The following is a 12,940-nucleotide window of genomic DNA, read 5'->3' as shown; positions in this document are numbered from 1 at the left end:
TCCACGGGAAGATGCAAAGAGGATTTGTGTTCCGTATATGTTCTGTTATGCGTGCGCAATGGCCAAGGCAAAGCGCAAATTCGTCTGTCAGCAATGCGGCACCGTTTCGGGCCGGTGGCAGGGGCAGTGCGACGATTGCGGCGAATGGAACAGCATTGTCCAGGAAGCTGCGGAAACCGTCTTTTCCGCCCGTCATGACCTGCATAGCGGGGGCAGGGCGCTGATGCTGGTGGGGCTGGACGACAAGGTGGAACTGCCGCCGCGCACCACCACCGGCATAGCGGAGTTCGACCGGGCACTGGGAGGCGGCATCGTCTCCGGTTCGGCCACCCTAATCGGCGGCGATCCCGGTATCGGGAAGTCGACGCTGCTGCTGCAGGCCGCCGCCCGCATTGCATCTGCGGGGCACAGCGTCGCCTATATCAGCGGGGAGGAGGCATCGGACCAGGTGCGCCTGCGCGCGCAGCGGCTGGGGCTGGGCAACGCGCCCGTGCAGCTTGCCAGCGCCACTTCCGTGCGCGACATTTTGACGACCCTGGGCGAGGGTGCACCACCGGCGCTGCTGATCATCGATTCGATCCAGACGATGCACAGCGACCTTATCGAGGGCGCGCCCGGCACGGTGAGCCAGGTTCGCGCCTCCTCGCAGGAGCTGATCCGCTTTGCCAAGCAGCGCGGCACGGCCCTGATCCTTGTCGGCCATGTCACCAAGGACGGCAGCATCGCCGGTCCGCGCGTGCTGGAGCATATGGTCGACACCGTGTTGAGCTTCGAGGGTGAGCGGAGCCATCAATATCGCATCCTGCGCGCGATCAAGAACCGATTCGGCGGCACGGACGAGATCGGCGTCTTCGCCATGGTGGCGGAGGGGCTGGAGGAGGTTGCCAATCCCTCCGCCCTGTTCCTCACCCATCGCGACGAGAATGTGACCGGCGCGACCGTATTCCCGGCGCTGGAGGGAACGCGCCCGGTGCTGGTCGAGATTCAGGCGCTGGTCGTCCGTCTTTCCAGCGGCGCCACGCCTCGTCGCGCCGTGGTGGGATGGGACAGCGGGCGGCTCGCCATGGTGCTGGCCGTGCTGGAGGCGCGCTGCGGCCTCAGCTTCTCGACCTGCGAAGTCTATCTGAACGTTGCGGGCGGCTATCGCCTGTCGGACCCTGCGGCCGACCTGGCGGTTGCGGCGGCGCTGATGTCGGCCCTGTCGGAGCGTCCGGTGCCCGCCGATGTGGTCCTCTTCGGGGAAATCGCGCTGTCTGGCGAAATCCGGCCGGTGGCCCATGCTCCGCTCCGACTGCGCGAGGCGGCCAAGCTCGGCTTCAATCGTGCCTTTGTCCCCGCCGCCGTGGCTGACGGCGTCAAGGGCATTTCCGTGAGCGGTTATCGCGCCCTTGCGCAACTTGTTGACCAGATGCTCGGCCGCGGATAGCCAACAGCGCGATGAACGCGATCGACATACTCGTCCTGCTGCTGATCGGCGGCTGTGCCATTTTCGGGCTGATGCGTGGTTTCGTGCAGGAAACCCTGTCGCTGATCGCCTGGGTGCTGGCGATCTTTGCGATCCGGCTCTTCCATGCCTCTGCCACGGAACTGGTGGCGCCCTTCGTCGGCAGTGTGAGCGGGGCGGCTGTGCTGGCCTTCGTTCTGGTCTTCGGCATCACGTTCGGCGCCGGCAAGATGCTGGCGCACGCGATTGGCCGGCGCACGCGGCAGTCGATTCTGGGGCCTGTCGATCGGGTTCTGGGCGCGGGCTTCGGCGCGGTCAAAGGCCTGATCGGCGCGACGCTGGTGTTTCTGGCGTTCAGCCTGGTTTATGACACTTTTTACGGCAGCGGCGCACGACGCCCCGACTGGCTGTCGGATGCCCGGACATATCCGCTGCTCAATGCCAGCGGTCAGGCGATCAGCGAATTCGTGGTGGAGCATCGGGCGCGCAAGCCATCCGCTTCGGACTAGGCGGTCTGAACGCGCGCCGCCGTGACGCCCGTTTCGCGATACTGTCCGTTCCGTTTGCGTATTGGAGGAAACTTTCGGTTCTGCTCATCCGTTCATCGGGTAACAGCAACGCAAGGAGATTTCCGATGGGCGAGATGACCGACAAGGTGAAGGCCGCGGGCAACAAGGCCGCTGGCGCGATCAAGGAAGCTGTCGGCCGCAACCAGCGCGATCCTGACCTGGTTGCGGAGGGGCAGGCGCAGAAGGTCAAGGGCACGGCGCAGGACATCAAGGGTTCCGTCAAGGGCGCTCTTGGCGACAAGATCTGAATCAAAGTCCATGAATGTTTCATAGAATGGCCTCGCCTTTTTGGCGGGGCCTTTTACTGTATTATTGACATCATACACCTCTTGCTGCTTCACTTGGTGGGCAAGGGAGTTCAGGGACATGTTGGATCGACGGTCGATAATCGCGGGCGGGACGGCTTCGCTCCTGTGCGCGACCGGATTGCGCGCGCAGGTCCTGCCGCCGCAGGGTTTTGCCACGCCGTCGGGAACGGTCCCCTTCGCGCCCGAGGTGTTCCGCGAACGCCGTCGCCGGGTGATGGAGGCGTTGAAGGACGGGGTCGCCGTTGTCCATGGCGCGGGGCCGGTGGAAAGCAGCGCGGCGGTGGCGCCGCCCTTCGTGCAGGATGGCGATTTTGCCTGGCTGACCGGCATTGTCGACGAGCCGGATGCCGTCCTTGTCATGGCGCCCGCCGAACGCACGATCAGGGAATGGCTGCTGCTGCCGTCGCGCGATGTGGAGTCGGAGCGCTGGGAGGTCGAGCGCCTGCCGTTGGGCACGGAACTGGAGCGGCGCACGGGCTTTGCCAGGGTTTCGCGCACCGGCGGTCTGGGGAGCCTGGTCACCGCCCTGGCCGAGCGGTCCAAGACGCTGCATTTCCTGGGACCGATCGTCAGCGCATCGGCGCCCGTGCCCAAGGCGCTGGAGCTCTATGGCAGGGTGATGCAGCGCGTGCCGGGCGTTTCGATGAAGGATGACAGCGCGCTTCTGCCTTCGCTGCGCATCGTCAAGGAAGCGCGCGAACTGGAGTTGATGCGCAAGGCGATGGCAGCGACGGCGCGGGGTCACATCGCCGCGATGAAGCAGGTGCGTCCCGGCATGACCGAACGGCAGTTGAAGGCGATATTGGAGGAGGGCTTCCGCGCCGGAGGCGGCGAGGGGCTGGCCTATGACAGCATCGTCGCGACCGGGCGCAACGCGGCGTCGCTGCACTATACGGGCGGCAGCGGCGTGATCGGCGAGAGCGACCTGATCCTGATCGACGCGGCCGCCTCCGTCGGGGGCTATGCCTGCGACGTGACGCGCACCTTTCCCGCCAGCGGCAGGTTCACCGACGAACAGCGCGCATCCTATGAACTGGTCCTCGCCGCGCAGACCGCCGCAGTCGCCGGGCTGAAGGCCGGGGTCTATTATGAGGATCTGGTCGAGGCGGCGAAGGACGTGTTCCGGAAAGCGGGGCGGGTGGACGATTTCACCCATGGGCTGGGGCATCTGGTCGGGCTCGACGTCCATGATGTGGGCGACATGTCGAAGCCGCTGCCCGCCGGCGCGGTCATCACCGTGGAGCCGGGGCTGTATGTGCAGTCCGCCAATTACGGCATCCGGATCGAGGATCTGTACCTGATCACGCCGACCGGATCGCAGCGGTTGAGCGAAGGCGTGCCGCGCAGCATTGCGGAGGTCGAGGCGGCGATGGCGCGATAGGCTGCCTCAACAAGGGCACGGTGTTCCTGCCCTGCCGTCATTCGGTGATCAGGGGGATGCGAGCCGTTCAGGCGGCGGGACTGGGCTCCTGCCTGCGCAGGAGCACGGCTTGCTGAAACAAGGAGGGTCAGCCCTCTTCGGGGGTTGCCAGATAGTCCCGCACATCGCGTCGCAGCTCCCCGGCGCAGAGGTAGAGGGCGATGACATTGGGGACCGCCATCAGGAAGAAGCTGCTGTCGACGATGCCGACCACCCGGCCGAGGTCGATCGCGGCGGCGGGGGGCAGGGCGACGATATAGAGGATCTTGCAGGTCCATTGCGCCCTGGGGCCGTTGCCGAACAGATAGCCCCAGGCCTGAAGGCCGTAAAAGCCCCAGGCGACCAGCGTCGAATAGGCGAACAGCACCACCACCACCGCGAGCAGCCAGGGGAAGGAGGGCGACACCTGCGCGAAGGCGGCGGAGGTGATGGCAATCCCCTCCAGCCCGCCCTTCCAGGTGCCGGCCACGACCAGCGCCAGCCCGCCCAGGGCGCAGACGATCATCGTGCCGAGCAGCGGTTCCAGCAGGGCGACCAGCCCCTCCGACACCGGATGCCGCACGCGCGCCAGGCTGTGCGCCATCACCGCCGATCCCACGCCCGCCTCGCTGGCGAACACGGCGCGCCGCATGCCGGCGACGAAGGCGCCGACCGCGCCGCCGGTCGCGGCCTGCCCGTTCCATGCGCCGTGCCAGATGTCCGCCAGCGCGCCCGGAATGGCGGCGGCATGAAGGATCAGCACGGTCGCCACGCCGACCAGATAGACCGCGACCTTGAGCGGGGTCAGACGTTTCGCCACTTCGCCCAGCCAGGCCGCGCCGCCCAGCGTCACCAGCGCCACCGCGCCCGCCAGCATCGTGCCATAGGCCCAGCCATTGCCGAAGCCCGTCACTACCTTCACCTGCGCGAAGCTCTGGTTGACCTGAACCATGGGGATCGCCCCGAACAGCGCGAAAAAGGCGTAGAGGCCGCCCAGGATCAGCCCGGCCCTGGGCCAGCCGCGCGCGGCGCCGACCGCCTTCAGCACATACATCGGCCCGCCATGCACATGGCCCTGCGCGTCGAAGACGCGATATTTGAGGCCCAGCGTCACTTCCGCCATCTTCACCGTCATGGCGAACCAGCCGATGATGAACATCCAGAGGATCGCGCCCGGCCCGCCCATCGTCAGCGCGACCGCGACGCCGGCGATATTGCCGAGGCCGATGGTGCCCGACAGCGCCGTTGACAGCGCGCCCCATTGGCTGATGTCGCCCTTCGCCTCGCCCGCATGGGGCTGCGCCTTGAGGATGCGGAGCGCCCGGCCCACGGCCGTCAGGTTGGGAAAGCCGAGCCAGATAGTGAAGAACAGCATCGGCAGCGCGAGGTAGAGCACGATCAGTTCGATCTGCGTGCCCAGCACCGGCACCTTCATGAAGACCGCGCCGGAAAGGGCGTCGACCGCTGCATTGAATCCGTCCATTCGCAAGGGGATGGCCGGTCCCGGCTGGAAAGTCGAACAAAGATTGCTATGGGAGGGGTGAGAGCTTCACCGCTGGGCGGGCAGGGACGATGAGCAGGAAATATTTCGGTACGGACGGCATTCGCGGGCGCACGAACCAGTGGCCGATGACGGCCGAGCTGGCGATGAAGGTCGGCATGGCGGCGGGCAAGCATTTCCAGCGGGGCACCCATCGCCACCGCGTGGTGATCGGCAAGGACACGCGGCTGTCGGGCTATATGGTGGAAAATGCCCTGGTCGCCGGGTTCACCGCGGTCGGCATGGACGTCGTGCAGTTCGGGCCGATCCCGACGCCCGCCGTGGCGTTACTGGCCCATTCGATGCGCGCCGACCTGGGCGTGATGATCTCCGCCAGTCATAATCCCTATTTCGACAATGGCATCAAGCTGTTCGGTCCGGACGGATACAAGCTGTCCGATGAGGATGAACTGAAGATCGAGGCGATGCTGGACCAGCAGATTCCGCTCGCCGCATCGCAGGACATCGGCCGGGCCCGCCGCGTGGAGGATGCGCGCGGCCGCTATATCCATGCGGTGAAGTCGAGCTTTCCGGCGGAACTGCGGCTCGACGGGCTCAAGATCGTGGTCGATTGCGCCAATGGCGCGGCCTATCAGGTCGCGCCTTCCGCCCTGTGGGAGCTGGGGGCGGAGGTCGTGGCGGTCGGCGTCACGCCCAACGGCATCAACATCAACGACCAGTGCGGATCGACCGCGCCGCTGCTGTTGCAGGAAAGCGTGGTGTCGGCGGGCGCGGACATCGGCATTGCGCTGGACGGCGACGCCGACCGGCTGATCGTGGTGGACGAGCATGGCACGATCGTCGACGGCGACCAGATCATGGCCCTGATCGCGGGCAATTTCGCGAAGGCGGGCACGCTGCGTGGCGGCGGGCTGGTGGCGACGGTGATGTCGAACCTGGGGCTGGAGCGTTTTCTGGCGGGGCAGGGCATGGCGCTGGAGCGGACCAAGGTCGGCGACCGCTATGTGCTGGAACGGATGCGCGAGGGCGGCTTCAATGTGGGGGGCGAGCAGTCGGGACATATGATCCTGTCGGACTATGCGACGACCGGCGACGGCACGGTCGCGGCGCTGCAGGTGCTGGCGGCGCTGGTGCGATCGGGCAAGCCGGCGAGCGAGGTGCTGCACCAGTTCGATCCCGTGCCGCAATTGCTGAAGAATGTCCGCTTTTCGGGCGGCAGGCCGCTGGAGCATGAGGATGTGAAGCGCGTCATCGCCCAGGCCGAGGCGGAACTCCAGGGCAGCGGGCGGCTGGTCATCCGTCCTTCCGGTACGGAGCCGGTGATCCGGGTGATGGCGGAAGGCGACCGGGAGGAACAGGTCAGGGATGTGGTGGAGCGCATCTGCGACGCGGTGGCCAGGGCGGCGGCGTGATGGCGTCGCGTTGCGGTCGTTCCCGCCGGCGAAGAGAGGACGGACGAGCGGCGGGTGCGGATCATGCTTGAGATGCGGCCCGATTGCGAGCGCTGCGGCGTGGACCTGCCCGCCGATGAGCCGGGCGCGTTCATCTGTTCCTTCGAATGCACCTACTGCGCGTCCTGTGCGGAGGCGCTGGACGACCGCTGCCCCAATTGCGGCGGGGAGTTGATGGACCGGCCGACCCGGACGGGCGACGCGCTGAAGCGGCATCCGGCGTCGGCGGAGCGGCGTTTCAGGGTATGACCGTCGCGCGCGTCCTGATCATCGCCGGGTCCGACAGCGGCGGCGGGGCCGGCATCCAGGCCGATATCCGCACCGTGACGCTGCTGGGCGGCCATGCCATGACGGCGATCACCGCGATCACCGCGCAGAACACGCTGGGCGTGCAGGGCGTTCACCCGGTGCCGACCGACATGGTGATCGGGCAGATGGAGAGCGTCATCAGCGATATCGGTGTCGACGCGGTGAAGATCGGCATGATCGGATCGGCGCAGACCGCCGCGGCGGTGGCGGAGCGGCTGGCGATGCTGGAGGGCGTGCCCATCGTCTTCGACCCGGTCATGGTCGCCAGCAGCGGTTCGGTGCTGGCCGATGAGGCGACCGTGGCGGCGTTCGAGAGGCTGATGGCGCTGGCCACGGTGGTGACGCCCAATATCCCGGAACTGGCGGCGCTGGGCGGGGAGGAGATCGCGATCCGCTTCGCCACCCATGTGCTCGCCAAGGGCGGCCATGGCGAGGGGCCGATGCTGACCGACCGGCTGATCGGGCCGCGCGGCGTGGTGAAGGCGTGGAGCAATGCGCGGATCGACACGCGGCATAGCCATGGCACCGGCTGCACGCTGGCCAGCGCGATCGCGACGGGGCTGGGCCAGGGATGGGACATGATCGACGCGATCGAACGGGCGCGCAAATATGTGCGGGAGGCGCTGGCGCTGGCGCCTGGGCTGGGCGGCGGACATGGGCCGATGGGCGCGCCTTTCGGATTCCATGACCATGCCTGATTTCGCCCATGAACTGCGCCATCATCCCGGACTGGTCGCCGGGGTGGACGAAGCGGGGCGGGGGCCGCTGGCCGGGCCGGTGGTGGCGGCGGCGGTGATCCTGCGGCAGGAGGATTGCCCCGACGGGCTCAATGACAGCAAGCAGCTCAGCGCGGCGAAGCGGGCCGTGCTGGAGGGCCAGATCAAGGCGCGGGCGCTGTGCTGGGGCCTGGGGGTCGCGTCGGTCGAGGAGATCGACAGCCTGAATATCCTGTGGGCGACCATGCTGGCGATGACGCGGGCGGTGGAGGCGCTGACCCATGATTGCGCGCATGTGCTGGTCGACGGCAATCGCTGTCCGCAGTGGCGATGGGCTTCGACGGCAGTGGTCGAGGGCGACGCCAAATGCCTGTCGATCGCGGCCGCCTCCATCCTGGCGAAGGAGGCGCGCGACCGGATGATGATAGAGGCGGCGGCGGTGCACCCGCATTATGGCTGGGAAAGCAACAAGGGCTATGGCAGCGCCCGGCATCTGGCCGCGCTGCGCGAGCATGGGCCGACGCCGCTGCACCGCAGGAGCTTTGCGCCGGTCGCGCAGTTGAGCCTGCTCTAGGGGATCGTTGCAGCGGCCCGTCCCGTTCCGATACGGGGAAGTGGCATGCGGGGGCTGGTGCCGGCCGGTCTTATGGTTAAGAAGGTGTTTATGCGCACCTTTCCGACCTTCCTGCTGCTGCTGATCCTTGCGGTTGCGCGGCCTGCGGGGGCGCAGGAATCGCTGGGGCCGGGGGGGTATAGCTGGCTGGAGGAGGGGCCGTTTGGCGGGCCGCTCTATCTGGTCATCAGCATCGAGCGGCAGCGGGTGCATGTCTATGACGGTGACCGGCTGGTCGGCATCGCCAGCGTGTCGACGGGGATGAAGGGGCATCGCACGCCGACCGGCGAGTTTCCCGTCCTGCAGAAGCGGGAATGGCATCGGTCCAACATCTATTCCAACGCGCCCATGCCCTTCATGCAGCGGCTGACCTGGGACGGGATCGCGCTGCATGCCGGGCACAATCCCGGTTATCCGGCGAGCCATGGCTGTATCCGCCTGCCCTATGCCTTCGCCCGCAAGCTGTTCGGGATGACGCAGGTCGGAACGCTGGTCAGCGTGACGCCGGAGCGGTTGAGCCCGACGCTGATGGTGGACGCGCTGGTGCTGGGCGATCCGGGCAGCGCCGTCGCCACCTTCACCCCGCAGGCGCCGGTCGCGCTGGCGCAGCGGGACGATCCGGTGGAGGGCGCGCCGATGCTGGAGGTGGATCCGGGAATATTCCGGTTGAGGTTGATGCGGCGTTAGGCCCGAAGGGGTGTGAGAAAGGCGGCGAGGCTCCTGTGAACCCCGCCGCCTTCCTGATTGCCGTCCTTGTGATCAGGCCGCTTCGGCGGCTTCCTCCGTCGCGGGGAGGCGGATGAGATAGTCGAAGGCGGACAGCGCCGCCGTCGATCCGGCACCCATGGCGATCACGATCTGCTTGTAGGGCACGGTGGTGCAGTCGCCCGCGGCGAAGATGCCCGGCTGGCTGGTTTCGCCGCGCGCGTCGATCTCGATCTCGCCGCGTGGGGAAAGGGCGATCGCGTCCTTCAGCCATTCGGTGTTCGGGACAAGGCCGATCTGGACGAAGATGCCCTCCAGCTCGACATCATGCTCCGTGCCGCTGTTGCGGTCCTTGTAGCTGAGGCCGGTCACTTTCTCCCCATTGCCGTCCACCCTGGTCGTCAGGGCCGAGGTGATGATCCTGACATTGGGCAGGCTGGCGAGCTTGCGCTGAAGCACGGCGTCGGCGCGAAGCTGGCTGTCGAATTCGATCAGCGTCACATGGGCGACGATGCCGGCAAGGTCGATCGCGGCTTCGACGCCGCTATTGCCGCCGCCGATCACCGCCACGCGCTTGCCCTTGAACAGCGGACCGTCGCAATGCGGGCAATAGGCGACGCCCTTGTTGCGATATTCCTCTTCGCCCGGCACGCCCATCTGCCGCCAGCGGGCGCCAGTGGAGAGGATGACGGTCCGGCCCTTGAGCGACGCGCCATTTTCCAGCACGACCTCATGATAGCCGCCTTCGGTCCTGGCGGGGATCAGCTTTGCCGCCTTCTGAAGGTTCATGATCTCGACTTCATAATCCTTGACGTGCGCTTCCAGCGCCGACGCCAGCTTGGGCCCCTCGGTACGGCTGACCGAGATGAAATTTTCGATATCCATGGTGTCGAGCACCTGGCCGCCGAAACGCTCCGCCGCGACGCCGGTGCGTATGCCCTTGCGCGCCGCATAGATCGCGGCGGCCGCGCCGGCGGGGCCGCCGCCGACCACCAGCACCTCGAACGGGTCCTGGGCCTCGATCTTCTCGGCCGCGCGGGCTGCCGCGCCGCTGTCGATCCTGGCGACGATCTGCTCCAGCTCCATGCGGCCGCTGGCGAAGGGTTCGCCGTTCAGGAAGACGGTGGGGACGGCCATGACCTTGCGGGCGTCGACCTCTTCCTTGAACAGCCCGCCGTCGATCGCGACGTGGCTGATGCGCGGGTTGAGCACGCTCATCAGATTGAGAGCCTGCACCACGTCGGGGCAATTCTGGCAGGAGAGGGAGAAATAGGTTTCGAAGGCGAAGTCGCCGTCCAGATCCTTGATCTGCTGGATCAGGTCCTGCGCCGCCTTGGAAGGGTGGCCGCCGACCTGGAGCAGCGCCAGCACCAGCGAGGTGAATTCATGGCCCATGGGCAGGCCGGCGAAGGTGACGCCGATGTCCGTGCCGGTGCGGCGGATCATGAAGCTGGGCACGCGCCTGTCATGACCGGCGGCGATGGTCACCTTGTCCGACAGTTCGGCGATCTCGTCCAGCAGGGTCTTCAGTTCACGGCTCTTCGCGCCGTCGTCCAGCGACGCGACCAGTTCGATCGGCTGGGTGATGTTCGCCATATAGGCCTTGAGCTGGCCCTTGAGATTTGCGTCCAACATCTTCTGGTCTCCTTGGGTTGGGCGCGCCTATCCGGGGCGCGGCTAGAGCGCGTTGCGTCAAGTCCGAGTCATGCAGCGCGCGCTATGCTTTTGATGTCGCATCGTTTTTGCGCAAAACCGGTTCCCACTTTTGCGCACGATGCTCTATATCTTCGCCGGGATGGTGCGACCCGAAGGCCCGGCGTTCTTGCTAATGATCTGGCGGTATTGACGTTCCGTTTTCCTGCGAAGGCGGGAATTCGGCACGAAAGGGGACCGTGTTCCTGTCTTCGCAGGAAAACGCGGTTCCAGGATGGTCCGCCGGGCAGGGGAGAGCGTATCTCGACCCAGCCCGACGAGACTCAAGGCTCTTAGATCTTGCCGACGAGGTCGAGCGACGGAGCGAGGGTTGCTTCGCCTTCTTCCCACTTGGCCGGGCAGACTTCGCCGGGGTTGGCGGCGACATATTGCGCAGCCTTGACCTTGCGAAGCAGTTCGGTCGCGTTGCGGCCGACGCCTTCCGAGGTGATTTCCATGAACTGGATCACGCCTTCGGGATCGACCAGGAAGGTCGCGCGGTCGGCCAGGCCGACGCCCGGACGCATCACGTCGAAATTATTGGTGATCTGGCCCGACTGGTCGCCCAGCATGTAATAATTGATCTTGCCGATGGCCGGCGAGGTGTCATGCCAAGCCTTGTGGCTGAAATGCGTGTCGGTCGACACCGAGTACACCTCGACATTCAGCTTTTGCAGCGTCGGGTAGATGTCGGCCAGATCCTCCAGCTCCGTCGGGCAGACGAAGGTGAAGTCGGCGGGGTAGAAGAAGAAGACGGCCCACTTGCCCTTCACGTCGGCGTCGGTCACGTCGACGAACTTGCCTTCCTTGTAAGCGGTGGCGGTGAACGGCTTGATGGTCGTATTGATAAGCGCCATGGGCTTTCCAGTTCCTTTACAGGGGTTGCTGTTGCCCGACCCATGTAGGGAATGCGCGGGGTGGCGTGAAATTGGTTTTATTGGCCAGCTTGATTGATAAAAACGATCACTACCCGCGTCATTGATCGACTTGGCCATTTCTGGGCTTCGCCAGCACGTAATTCATCGCTTCCTCTATCATGCCGAGCGCTTCGGCGATCGTGAAGGTCGAGGAGTCGAGGCACAGTTCCAGCCACAGGCCGTCGATCATGGCGGTCAGCCCGATCGCGGCGATGCGCGCGTCGGGACGCGGGATCTGCGGCGCTGCTTCACGCAGCAGAACCTCCATGCGTTCGCGTCCCCCGCCATAGGTTTCGGCATGGGTGGCGGCGATCGCCGGATTGGTCTTGTTGAGGCTCCAGAAGGAAATCCAGGTCGCGAGCAGATTGGGGTCCAGCACGGGCGGCTGGAAGTTCGACCGCAGATAGGCCCAGAGTCGGTCACGCGGATCGGGTCCAGCCTCCGCCACGGCGCGTTCCATCGCGGCGGCGACCTTTTCGCCGACATCGCGATAGGTGGCCAGGATCAAGGCGTCGACGCCATCGAAATAATGGGTGAGCAAGCCCGCCGAGACGCCGGCATAGGCGCAGATCGCACGAACGGAAGTGCCGCCCACGCCCTTTTCCGCAAGGCAGCGCGCCGTCGCCTCTATCAGCGCCTGCCGCCGGAAATCAGCGGATTCGCGAACGAACCGCGCCCGTTCCGGGCGCACCTCAACCTTGTTCTCCATCTCTCTTCCCCGCCCATGATCCGATTTTCCCGCCGCAGCCGCTGACATGCGGCTCCGTCCCTTCCGGAAAAATGGATCGAAGCCTCGCGTTCAGCGGTTTATCGGGTCAATTGCAAGGAGAAAGATGGATGAAACGCCGCAATCTGGGCCTGCTCCTGCCGCTGATGGCAATGGGAGCGCTATCGTCGGGCTGCACGAAGAATGTGGACCGGAACGAGGGAAATAATGCCGAGGCCCCGGAGGTTGAGGCGATTGCGGAGCCGGACGCCGTCGGATCGGCCGTCAACGAGTCGGCGAACCTGCCGACCGACGAATGGGTCGGACGGTGGAACGGGCCGGAGGGGCTATTCCTGGACATTCAGCCTTCGCCGGACGGCCGGCGCGGCCATTATGCGATCGCGAACCAGGACAATCTGGACCGGCAGGCGGATTATGCCGGCGTGGCCGAAGGAAAGACGATCCGCTTCATGCGCGACGGCAAGGATCTGACCATCCGTCCGGGAACGGGGGCGGAGACCGGCTTCAAGGATCTGGCTGGCCGGCAGGACTGCCTGATCGTCCTGCCGGGACGGGAGGGCTATTGCCGCTGAGGGATTATCCGGAAAGG

Annotated in this window: 14 protein-coding genes; 10 read left to right on the top strand and 4 right to left on the bottom strand. The window is 66.0% G+C overall.

Annotated features, from left to right (window positions below; translation table 11 throughout):
- Positions 1–58: 58 nt before the first annotated feature.
- From radA to MRBLMA1_RS05405, 4 genes are all read left to right on the top strand, one after another.
- On the top strand, positions 59–1,426 hold the full coding sequence (gene radA, locus MRBLMA1_RS05420; RefSeq protein WP_363735501.1) for a DNA repair protein RadA: 1,368 nt from the start codon (positions 59–61) through the stop codon (positions 1,424–1,426).
- 11 nt (positions 1,427–1,437) lie between these two features.
- Positions 1,438–1,953, top strand: coding sequence for a CvpA family protein (locus tag MRBLMA1_RS05415; protein ID WP_363735499.1), 516 nt, complete (start codon positions 1,438–1,440; stop codon positions 1,951–1,953).
- A gap of 125 nt (positions 1,954–2,078) precedes the next feature.
- Positions 2,079–2,261: a CsbD family protein gene (locus MRBLMA1_RS05410; RefSeq protein WP_363735498.1), complete on the top strand. Its 183-nt coding sequence runs from the start codon at positions 2,079–2,081 to the stop codon at positions 2,259–2,261.
- 118 nt (positions 2,262–2,379) lie between these two features.
- Positions 2,380–3,702 carry an aminopeptidase P family protein gene (locus tag MRBLMA1_RS05405; protein ID WP_363735497.1) on the top strand — a complete coding sequence of 441 codons (1,323 nt, stop codon included), beginning with the start codon at positions 2,380–2,382 and terminating at the stop codon, positions 3,700–3,702.
- A gap of 127 nt (positions 3,703–3,829) precedes the next feature.
- Here MRBLMA1_RS05405 and MRBLMA1_RS05400 read toward each other — a convergent pair whose 3' ends face one another.
- Entirely contained in the window at positions 3,830–5,203 is a 1,374-nt protein-coding gene (locus MRBLMA1_RS05400; RefSeq protein ID WP_363735495.1) for an alanine/glycine:cation symporter family protein, read from the bottom strand.
- Positions 5,204–5,292: 89 nt separating this feature from the next.
- On the opposite strand from MRBLMA1_RS05400, the gene glmM reads away from it, so the two are divergent.
- From glmM to MRBLMA1_RS05375, 5 genes are all read left to right on the top strand, one after another.
- Positions 5,293–6,633 carry a phosphoglucosamine mutase gene (gene glmM, locus MRBLMA1_RS05395; RefSeq protein ID WP_363735494.1) on the top strand — a complete coding sequence of 447 codons (1,341 nt, stop codon included), beginning with the start codon at positions 5,293–5,295 and terminating at the stop codon, positions 6,631–6,633.
- Between the two features lie 63 nt (positions 6,634–6,696).
- Positions 6,697–6,921, top strand: a complete 225-nt coding sequence (locus MRBLMA1_RS05390; RefSeq protein ID WP_363735590.1) for a DUF1272 domain-containing protein — start codon at positions 6,697–6,699, stop codon at positions 6,919–6,921.
- Complete coding sequence (gene thiD, locus MRBLMA1_RS05385) at positions 6,918–7,679, top strand: bifunctional hydroxymethylpyrimidine kinase/phosphomethylpyrimidine kinase (RefSeq protein WP_363735493.1); 762 nt, start codon at positions 6,918–6,920, stop codon at positions 7,677–7,679. The genes MRBLMA1_RS05390 and thiD overlap by 4 nt, the downstream gene beginning before the upstream one ends.
- Complete coding sequence (locus MRBLMA1_RS05380) at positions 7,672–8,271, top strand: ribonuclease HII (RefSeq protein WP_363735589.1); 600 nt, start codon at positions 7,672–7,674, stop codon at positions 8,269–8,271. The genes thiD and MRBLMA1_RS05380 overlap by 8 nt, the downstream gene beginning before the upstream one ends.
- A 90-nt stretch (positions 8,272–8,361) precedes the next feature.
- Positions 8,362–8,997, top strand: a complete 636-nt coding sequence (locus MRBLMA1_RS05375) for a L,D-transpeptidase family protein (RefSeq protein WP_363735492.1) — start codon at positions 8,362–8,364, stop codon at positions 8,995–8,997.
- 72 nt (positions 8,998–9,069) lie between these two features.
- Here MRBLMA1_RS05375 and ahpF read toward each other — a convergent pair whose 3' ends face one another.
- From ahpF to MRBLMA1_RS05360, 3 genes are all read right to left on the bottom strand, one after another.
- Positions 9,070–10,650 carry an alkyl hydroperoxide reductase subunit F gene (ahpF, locus tag MRBLMA1_RS05370; protein WP_363735491.1) on the bottom strand — a complete coding sequence of 527 codons (1,581 nt, stop codon included), beginning with the start codon at positions 10,648–10,650 and terminating at the stop codon, positions 9,070–9,072.
- Between the two features lie 350 nt (positions 10,651–11,000).
- Positions 11,001–11,564 (bottom strand): alkyl hydroperoxide reductase subunit C, encoded by a 564-nt coding sequence (gene ahpC / locus MRBLMA1_RS05365; protein WP_133654589.1) that lies wholly within the window; start codon positions 11,562–11,564, stop codon positions 11,001–11,003.
- A gap of 118 nt (positions 11,565–11,682) precedes the next feature.
- On the bottom strand, positions 11,683–12,333 hold the full coding sequence (locus tag MRBLMA1_RS05360; RefSeq protein WP_133654590.1) for a TetR family transcriptional regulator C-terminal domain-containing protein: 651 nt from the start codon (positions 12,331–12,333) through the stop codon (positions 11,683–11,685).
- Between the two features lie 128 nt (positions 12,334–12,461).
- Between MRBLMA1_RS05360 and MRBLMA1_RS05355 the strand changes: the two genes are divergently transcribed.
- On the top strand, positions 12,462–12,923 hold the full coding sequence (locus tag MRBLMA1_RS05355) for a hypothetical protein (protein ID WP_363735490.1): 462 nt from the start codon (positions 12,462–12,464) through the stop codon (positions 12,921–12,923).
- Positions 12,924–12,940 lie beyond the last annotated feature (17 nt).

This window comes from Sphingobium sp. LMA1-1-1.1 (assembly GCF_040676365.1).
Lineage (GTDB): Bacteria > Pseudomonadota > Alphaproteobacteria > Sphingomonadales > Sphingomonadaceae > Sphingobium.
The sequence above is the reverse complement of the archived record's forward strand: the minus strand, read 5'-3'. Positions and strand labels throughout refer to the sequence as shown.